This is a genomic window from Faecalimicrobium dakarense (assembly GCF_000499525.1).
GTDB classification, from domain to species: Bacteria; Bacillota; Clostridia; order Peptostreptococcales; family Peptostreptococcaceae; genus Faecalimicrobium; species Faecalimicrobium dakarense.
Map to the genome: position 1 here is coordinate 1 of NZ_HG529234.1, position 9,158 is coordinate 9,158.

The window sequence follows — 9,158 nt, forward strand, 5'->3', positions numbered from 1 at the left end:
ATTATATATGAGAAACAATCATTTCCATATTTCCGTTTAATTTAAATTCTTTAATAGTTGAAGGTAGTATAAAGTTGGTACCTTTAACTAAAGGGTACTGCATATTATTACAAGTCAAAGAACCTCCTCCTTCTAAAACACTATATAAAGAAAATGGTTTGTCATGATTAAATTCACACTTAGAGAATACATTTAGTTTATGAACACTAAATAATTCATTACTTATAAAAGTAGTGCATTCAAAATTATCTTTTGTAACTGTGTTATAAGTGTTATAACTTTCAATGTGGGGAACTGTTGTAACATCTATAGATTTTTGTACATGAAGTTCACGTTTATTGCCGTTATTATCAACTCTATCATAGTCATAAACTCTATAAGTTGTATCAGAATTTTGTTGAGTCTCTAAAACTAAAGTTCCTTTGCATAATGCATGTATAGTTCCACTTGGAACATAGAAGAAATCTCCCTTTTTTATTTTAATTTTTCTAAGTAAACTATCCCATTTATTATTATGTATCATTTCAGATAACTCTTCACGAGATGAGGCATTATGTCCAAATATCATTTCAGCATCATCATCACAATCAATTATATACCAACATTCAGTTTTACCAAGTTCTCCATTTTCATTAATATTTGCGTACTCATCATTAGGATGAACTTGAACTGATAAGTTATCATTTGCATCTAATATTTTAGTAAGTAGAGGGAATTTATCACCTTTAACATTTCCAAAAAGCTCTCTATGTTCACTCCATAGTTTAGATAATGTCATACCTTTAAATGGTCCATTAGCCACTGTGCAATCTCCATTTTCATGAGAGCTAATAGCCCAACATTCACCTGTATTTTCAGATGGTATATCATAATTAAATTCATTCCTTAAAGCAGTTCCACCCCATATTCTATACATGAATAAAGGATTTAAAAATAATGGTTCCATAAATATAGCCCCCTAGTTGTAATAATTTTTTATCTTAATCGCTAAGCTTGAGCAACAGACCTGGTTTTAAAGGTTGTTGGCGACATGAGCAAAGCGAATTTTAATAATATATTAACAATTATATTATAAATAAAATTAAAATCAAGATAATAAAGTTGATTGTCCCTTAAATGGGCATAAAGTATAATGTAGATAATCATTCTGTATATATTGAGTATGGAGATGAAGATGAACATATAGACATATTTGGTCATTGTGATGTTGTTAATGTAGGAGAAGGATGTAATAGTAATCCATTTGAGCTTAAAGTAGATAATGATAAATTAATAGGTAGAGGTGTATGTGATAATAAAGGTCCTATGATAGCTTGTTTTTTAGCAATAAAAATGATTAGAGATATGAATATAAAGCTAAATAGAAAAGTAAGGCTTATAGTTGGTGGAAATGAAGAAAGCGGATTTAAGTGTATTAATCATTATTATTCAAAAGAACCATATGGAATTTACGGTTTTACGCCAGATGCAAAGTTTCCAGTATTAAATGGAGAAAAAGGTTCAGGAGTTATACCTTCAATAGGATTAACAACTTTATTAGATAAGAGATTAATTGGAAGAAGAGTTTATGATAAGCAATTTTATCAATCTGGAAAAACATCAATATTTTTAGCATTTATGGGAATATCAGAAGGAGCTATACCATTTGCACTTGAAAGACCAGGGTTTGTTATACCTTTAAATATAGTTGGAGCATTAACAGGAATAACTTTAGGTGCCTTATTTGTTGCAATAGGAAACATATTATATAGAAACAAATTAATAAAAGAAGGAAAAATAGTTGTAAATAACGACTAATTTAAATAAAAAATGGGGGAACTAATTAAAAATTAGAACTCCCTTTCTTTATATTTAAGGAGGAGTATTATGAGTAGAATAGATAACATAAGAGGATATTTAAATAAAAATAATGTAGATGCAATACTTTTAAATAGTTCAAATAATAAGTTTTATATTGTAAGTCTTTATAGTCCTTCAGGATATGTATTTATAACTAATAAAAGTCAATATATAATAATTGACTTTAGATATTTTGAAGATATGAAGGAAAAGGCTAAAGACTTTGAAGTAATATTAATGAACAAAGAAAAAACATACTTTGATATAGTTAATAAAATATGTGAAATAGAAAATATAAATAGCATTGGATTTGAAGGTAGCGAAATCTCATTTGATAGCTATAATATTATGGATGAAAATATAAATGTAGACTTAGTTTCAGTTGATTTATCTAAACTTAGATATAAAAAAGATGAAAAAGAGTTAGAGTATATAAAAGAACAAGGAGGCCAAAAGGAATCATTTGATGTAATAGTTGCATCAGGTTTAAGGGGAGCTCTTCCTCATGGAAAAGCAAGTGATAAGGTAATAGAAAAAGGAGAATTTGTAACATTTGATTTTAGAGTTAGGTTTAATAACTATTGTTCAGATATTAAAAGAACTATATCTATGGGGGACGGAAATGATGAGTTAAATAAAATTTATAATATAGTAAAAAAGCAAATGAGGAAGCAATAAGATTATTGAAACCAGGAATGTCAACTGGAGATATTGATAAAATAGCAAGAGACATAATAGATAAAGAAGGATATGGAGATTACTTTGGTCACAACTTAGGACATGGAGTTGGTATTATGGTTCATGAATATCCATCATTAGCGCCTAATAGTTTGGAAGTAATTAAAGAAGGTATGGTAATTACAATAGAGCCTGGTATATATACCTAATCTTGGTGGAGTAAGAATAGAAGATGATGTTCTAATAACTAAAGATGGATGTGAAAAACTTATTAAATCAACTAAAGAGCTAATAAAAATTAAAATATAAAGGCTAAGTAGAAAGAGGATATGAGTATGTATAATTTTGATTATAAACCAGATAGAGTTAGTGAAAAGCGCAGAAAATGAGATATAAATATAATAAAAGATAGATTTATGGAAGCTGTTAAGAGAGGTGTTTGGGTATACTTACTGTTATGATGAGTTTTATAATTCAGTTATAAATTGGCAAAAGGATATGCATAAAGTAGAAGTTAAAAAAGAAGAAATAACTTTAACTTACGGAACAGTATCAACACTTCATTATACAGTACAAGCATTTTGTAAAGAAGGAGATAGTATAATATTAAATACTCCAGTATATGATCCTTTTGAATCAAGTGCAAAAAAACAAGGAGTTAAAGTTATAAATAATACATTAGATGTGATTGATAATAGATACTATATAAACTTTGACTTATTAGAAGAACAAATTAAAAATCATAAACCAAAATTAATGATGTTTTGCACACCACAGAATCCATCAGGAAGAATATGGACAATTGAAGAAATGAGTAAGGTAGCAAGGATTTGTAAAGAAAATAGTGTTATTTTAATAGCTGATGAAGTTCATGCTGAACATATTCATTATGGAGAATTCAACTCTATCTTAAATATAGAAGATGAATTATTAGAAAATGTAATACTATTAACTTCACCAAATAAAGGATTTAATCTTGGAGGATTAAAAACATCTTACTCAATAATCAAAAATAAAGAACTAAGAGAGATATTTAAGTCAAAGTTACAGCAAAATTCTATAACATCACCAAATGTATTTGGAATAATAGGTTTAATTAGTGCTTATGATGAATGTAGAGACTGGTTAGTAGGAGTAAATAAATATATAAAGGGGAATTATGAGATTTTAGAGTCTTGGGTAAATAAGTATGAAAATATAAGTATAATGAAAATGGAATCTTCTTATTTAGCATGGATAAATATAAGTAAGTTAGGAATAAGTGCTAAGGAATTAACAAATAGATTAGCATTAGAGGTTGGTGTATTAGTAGAAGATGGAAGTCATTTTGTAAATGATGGGGAAGGTTATATAAGAATAAACTTAGGAACACAAAGAGAAAATGTAGTCAATGCACTAAATAGAATAGATGAGTTTATGAATAAGTTTAATAAATCGTATTAAGGTAAAATAAGATATAATCTAAAATGAAATAAATTTTCAAAATAATTCATAATACAGTTGATGATACAATATGAATCTGTTACATTTATAGTAAATATGAAAAAAAATTCCAATGATGGGATTATCAAAAGGAGGATAAAATGAAAAGGGTATCAGCAACTGTAGCAGTATTGCTTTCAGCAGCACTTTTTGCTGGATGCAGTAGTACTTCGGCAACAGAGAAAATCACTGATAGTAACAAAGGCGATATAAAGAGAATTCTTTGGGAACATGCTGGAGATTTAGAGGGACAAAATGGATATGACAAAAACATTGGAACAGCAGGACTGCTTTCTGGAAAATCAGGTGATTTTATTATTGCAGGCGGAGGAGCTAACTTCCCAGATGAGCCAGTAGCAAAAGGTGGAACTAAAAAGCATTATCCAGATGTTTATGTATTAAAGAAAGAAGATGGAAGGTTAAAGCAAGTTAATCATACAACTTTAGATTATGAAATAGGATATGGAAGTTCAATAACTACTGATGAAGGTGTTTATTACATTGGAGGAAGTCCTGACGAAAAAGAAGGAGATAATGTGACTTTATTTACGACTGATGATAAGGGTAAACTTAATACAAAGCATATAGGGGACCTGCCATTTACATTTAGTGATGGAATTGCAGTGAAAAGAGATAATAAAATATATGTTGGTTTAGGAAAACAAAATGGTGAACCTAGTAATAAAATATATGAGTTCAATATAGAAAACGGAGAAGTAAAAGCCTTAGAACCAATTCCAGGAGAGAAAACTAGAAACCAATCAGTAGTTCAATTTTTAGGAGATAGTATATATGTATTTAGCGGTGGAGATAAAACTGCTTATACAGATGGATATAAATATGATATATCAAAAAATTCATGGAGCAAAGTTTCAAATGTCAAAATTGAAGATGAAGAAATTTCACTTTTAGGAGCAGGCTCAGTTAAGCTTAATGATGAAGAGATGCTTGTAATAGGAGGATTTAATAAAACTGTTTATGATCATGCAGTAAAAACTATGGGAGAATTAAAAGATAAAGAACTAGCTGATTTTAAAGAACAATACTTTGGAGCAGATCCATCTGAATTAAGATGGAATAAAAAAATATTAGTTTATAATGCAACTGATGATAAGTGGAGTTCAATAGGAGAAGTTCCATTTGATGCACCTTGTGGAGAAGGATTAGTTCTCGATGGAGATAATATATATTCAATAAATGGAGAAATTAAACCAGGAACTAGAACTAATAGAACTTATGTAGGAACTTTAGTTTACAAATAAAAATAGGTAAAGGGAAAAGTTTTGAAGGATGAGGATAAAATCGTGCTTAGCAGAATATGATAGGTACGATTTTATTTTTATATAAAAGTTTAAAATATATAGATTATAGAAATAATAGGAGTAAATACTTTAAAATATTAGATAAGCAAAAAAAAGAATCTTATGGTATAATGAAAAGGTTAAAAATAAAAGATCGAAGTAGTTTACATAAAGGAGTGATAATTATGGCAAGAGGAGATAAAATGAGAGTCGACTATGATGATTATCTTAGAGACGACGATTTACATATAAACTGGTATCCTGGACATATGAAAAAAACTAGAGACTTAGTTAGAGATAACTTAAAGTTAGTTGATGTTGTAGTAGAACTTTTAGATGCTAGAATACCATTTAGTAGTAAAAACCCTGATATAGACAAGCTTGCAGGAAATAAACCAAGAGTTGTTATACTAAATAAAAGTGATTTAGCCGATAAAGCTAAGTTAGACAGATGGATAAAGTACTATAAAGATCAAGGTATAAAGGCTATACCTATAGACACTATGAAAGGTTTAGGACTAAATAAACTAATAGATGAGTGTAAAAATGTAACTAAAGAAAAAATGGATGCCCTAAAAGATAAAGGTAGAAAAGAAAGACCTATAAGAATAATGATAGTTGGAGTTCCAAATGTTGGTAAATCTTCTATTATAAATAAATTAACTGGAAGAAGAAGTACTCAAACTGGAGACAAGCCAGGAGTAACAAAAGGTAAGCAATGGGTTAGATTAAAAGGTAACTTAGAGTTATTAGATACTCCAGGTATACTATGGCCTAAGTTTGAAGACCAAGAAGTTGCACTTAACTTAGCATTTAGTAGAGCTATAAAAGATGAAATACTAGATATTGAAACTTTAGCATTAAGACTTATCGGAAAATTAATGGTAATAGAGCCAGAAAAATTAAAGGCTAGATATAAGTTAGAAGAATTAGGTGAATCAGATATAGAAACTATGGATATGATAGGTCGTAAAAGAGGATTTATAACTGGAAGAAAAGAATTAGACTATACTCGTATAGCTACAACTGTTTTAAATGAATTTAGAGAAGGTAAAATAGGAAGAATTACTTTAGAAGTACCAGAAGATATTAAATAATTAATCGAATATATAAAATAAAGGCTATTGAAATTTCAATAGCCTTTATTTTATATATTTACAAATGAATTTCTAAAATATTCTACAAAAAAAGAACATTTTCGACAAAATAACATATATTATATTAAGAAAATCAAGACAAGGGTTTTCTTAATATAATATAAGGGAGATAGTTCAATATGAGTCAACAATTCAACTGTTTTAGAGATAGGTTTGATAGAGATAGGTTTGATAGAGATTGTGATAGAGATAGATTTGATAGAGATAGAGAAAGCCGTAGAGAGTGTTGTAGAGAATGTTGTAGAGAATGTTGTAGAAATAGAAACGACAGAGATAGAGACAGAGATAGAGATGGAAGATGCTGTGGAGAATGTTGTAGAGAATGTTGTAGAAATAGAAACGACAGAGACAGAGACAGAGATAGAGATAGAGACAGAGATAGAGATGGAAGATGCTGTGGAGAATGTTGTAGAGAATGTTGTAGAAATAGAAACGACAGAGATAGAGACAGAGATAGAGATAGAGATAGAGATGGAAGATGTTGTGGAGAATGCTGTAGAGAATGTTGTAGAAATAGAAACGATAGAGACAGAGATAGAGAAAGATTCTAGGAAGAATTACGCTAGAAGTGCCAGAAGATATTGAATAATTAATTGAAGATATAAAATAAATGCTATTGAAAAAATTCAATAGCATTTTTTTATATATTTATAAATGAATTTTTAGAAAATTCTACAAATAAAGAACATTCTCGACAATATAGCATATAGTATATTAAAGAAATCAAAATAATGATTTTCTTAATATAATATAAGGGAGATAGTCTAATATGAATGAGAACTTTAGATGTTTTAGAGAATGTGACAGAGATAGAGATAGAGACAGAGAATGTGAGAGAGAATGCCGTAGAGAATGCGAGAGAGAATTTGACAGAGATAGAGATAGAGACAGAGAATGTGAGAGAGAATGCCGTAGAGAATGCGAGAGAGAATTTGACAGAGATAGAGATAGAGACAGAGAATGTGAGAGAGAATGCCGTAGAGAATGTGAGAGAGAATTTGACAGAGATAGAGAAAGAAATTTTGAGAGCGTTTTTAATCAAAATAGACCACAAAGACACGTGCATGAACTTGAAGAAAGTGTAAAATTAGCAGAAATGGGAAATGATAGACACAACCACCGTACTGCAGCTGTTACAGGTCAAGCTATACCAATAAATAATGGAAGAAACCACGTTCATAGAGTTGACACTAGAACAGATTTCTTAGACCATTTTCATAGAATAGATATATTTACAGGTCCAGCTTTATTTATACCAGGTACTAACAAACATATCCATCTTGTAAGAGGATTTACTTCAGTAAACGATGAGCATAGACATGCATTCTTATTTACTACACAAATAGATGCACCATTAGTATAATTTTAAGTTATATTAAATATGTAGATAAAATTTAAATAGTTAAATAATAAATGAGCATAATTATGTTTTATTATATAAACTGATTATGCTCATTTTTATTATTAAATACTAATTTTAGGCAATTGGCTACATTTGTATTGATAATAATTGGCAAAAAAAGTATTGTATTGTATATATTTAAATGAAATTATCTAAATACTATTCAATGGGGTGTTTGCTATGGAACTAAAAGATATAATAGACAAGAGGATAGATAAAAAATTAAAATTGCATGAAGCAATAGATAAGTATGGAATTAAAAGTAGTGAAGTATTAAAACTAAGTCGTGAGTTAGACGTATTAATTACTAAAGAAATGAAACTAAAAAATTAGATAAAACTAATTTATAGCATAACAAATTAATAAGGGGAGTTTTTATTGAATAATAAAGTAATGCCTATAGCACTAGTATTAGTGCTATTTATTAGTTTTGGAAGCATAATGAGAGAAGAAATACTAGATGTTTATAAAAATATGGATACATATTATAACTATAAAAAAGATTGTAAAATAGTAAAAAATTATGATATAAAACATATTAATTTAATTGAAGATCAGAAAGTACATGATATAATATATAAAATTTTATTAGCTAATTCATATATAAAACAAGGAACAATATCAAATTATATGTATAATACTAAAGATGAGTATAAATCTGAAATATCAGGCTATCTACTTAAATATAAAAATATAAATACTAAAACATTTTATATAGTAAATAGATTAATATATCTGAATGAAAATTTAGGTAATGTTAATTCACAATTAAAGAGGTCAAATGAATATAAATATTTAAAATATTTTGTAGTATCTATAATATTAATAATGCTATTAATATTAATTATAATAATACATGAATACAGAAAAAAAAATATAAAAAATGAAATTTTAAACCACAAAGTAGAAATATTAAATAAACAATTGAATTATCAATGGAAGCATTATAATGATATAAAGAAACATCAAGATGAAGTAAAAAGACATTGGCATGATATAAAAAAACATTCTACTTTAATATTAGATCTTTTAGAAAATGAAGAATACCAAGAAGCCAAGGACTATATAAGATCTGTAACACAAGAAATTAAAGAAGTAGAGAGTAAAAAGATAAGTAAAAATAAAATAATTGATGCGATATTAAGTAATAAAATAGAAGAATGTAATTCAAAAAATATAAATTTAATTATGGATATAAAAATACCTGAAACACTCAATATAAATGATTTTGATATATGTGTTATATTTGGAAATATATTAGACAATGCTATTGAAGCTTGTGAAAATATAGATAATAGT

Annotated in this window: 9 protein-coding genes and 1 pseudogene; 9 read left to right on the plus strand and 1 reads right to left on the minus strand. The window is 27.9% G+C overall.

Annotated features, from left to right (window positions below; translation table 11 throughout):
* Nucleotide 1: 1 nt before the first annotated feature.
* On the minus strand, nt 2-946 hold the full coding sequence (gene manA, locus BN899_RS01615) for a mannose-6-phosphate isomerase, class I (protein ID WP_042272009.1): 945 nt from the start codon (nt 944-946) through the stop codon (nt 2-4).
* Nucleotides 947-1,116: 170 nt separating this feature from the next.
* On the opposite strand from manA, the gene BN899_RS19250 reads away from it, so the two are divergent.
* The 9 genes and pseudogenes from BN899_RS19250 to BN899_RS01655 form a co-directional block, all read left to right on the plus strand.
* Nucleotides 1,117-1,797 carry a M20/M25/M40 family metallo-hydrolase gene (locus tag BN899_RS19250; RefSeq protein ID WP_042272012.1) on the plus strand — a complete coding sequence of 227 codons (681 nt, stop codon included), beginning with the start codon at nt 1,117-1,119 and terminating at the stop codon, nt 1,795-1,797.
* Between the two features lie 69 nt (nt 1,798-1,866).
* Nucleotides 1,867-2,726, plus strand: a pseudogene (locus BN899_RS01625) (M24 family metallopeptidase).
* A gap of 226 nt (nt 2,727-2,952) precedes the next feature.
* Nucleotides 2,953-3,960 (plus strand): MalY/PatB family protein, encoded by a 1,008-nt coding sequence (locus tag BN899_RS01630; protein ID WP_242824044.1) that lies wholly within the window; start codon nt 2,953-2,955, stop codon nt 3,958-3,960.
* Nucleotides 3,961-4,100: 140 nt separating this feature from the next.
* Nucleotides 4,101-5,261 carry a cyclically-permuted mutarotase family protein gene (locus BN899_RS01635; RefSeq protein ID WP_042272015.1) on the plus strand — a complete coding sequence of 387 codons (1,161 nt, stop codon included), beginning with the start codon at nt 4,101-4,103 and terminating at the stop codon, nt 5,259-5,261.
* Between the two features lie 224 nt (nt 5,262-5,485).
* Nucleotides 5,486-6,397, plus strand: coding sequence for a ribosome biogenesis GTPase YlqF (ylqF, locus tag BN899_RS01640; RefSeq protein ID WP_330362411.1), 912 nt, complete (start codon nt 5,486-5,488; stop codon nt 6,395-6,397).
* Nucleotides 6,398-6,576: 179 nt separating this feature from the next.
* Nucleotides 6,577-7,008, plus strand: coding sequence for a hypothetical protein (locus BN899_RS01645; protein ID WP_147568467.1), 432 nt, complete (start codon nt 6,577-6,579; stop codon nt 7,006-7,008).
* A 218-nt stretch (nt 7,009-7,226) separates the two neighbouring features.
* The gene (locus BN899_RS20300; RefSeq protein WP_175576968.1) at nt 7,227-7,820 is read left to right on the plus strand and encodes a YmaF family protein; all 594 of its coding nucleotides are present in this window, start codon (nt 7,227-7,229) and stop codon (nt 7,818-7,820) included.
* A gap of 219 nt (nt 7,821-8,039) precedes the next feature.
* Entirely contained in the window at nt 8,040-8,192 is a 153-nt protein-coding gene (locus tag BN899_RS18490) for an aspartyl-phosphate phosphatase Spo0E family protein (RefSeq protein WP_081712128.1), read from the plus strand.
* 45 nt (nt 8,193-8,237) lie between these two features.
* Nucleotides 8,238-9,158, plus strand: a 921-nt coding sequence (locus BN899_RS01655) for a sensor histidine kinase (protein ID WP_042272020.1), incomplete at its 3' end; no start/stop codon positions are given.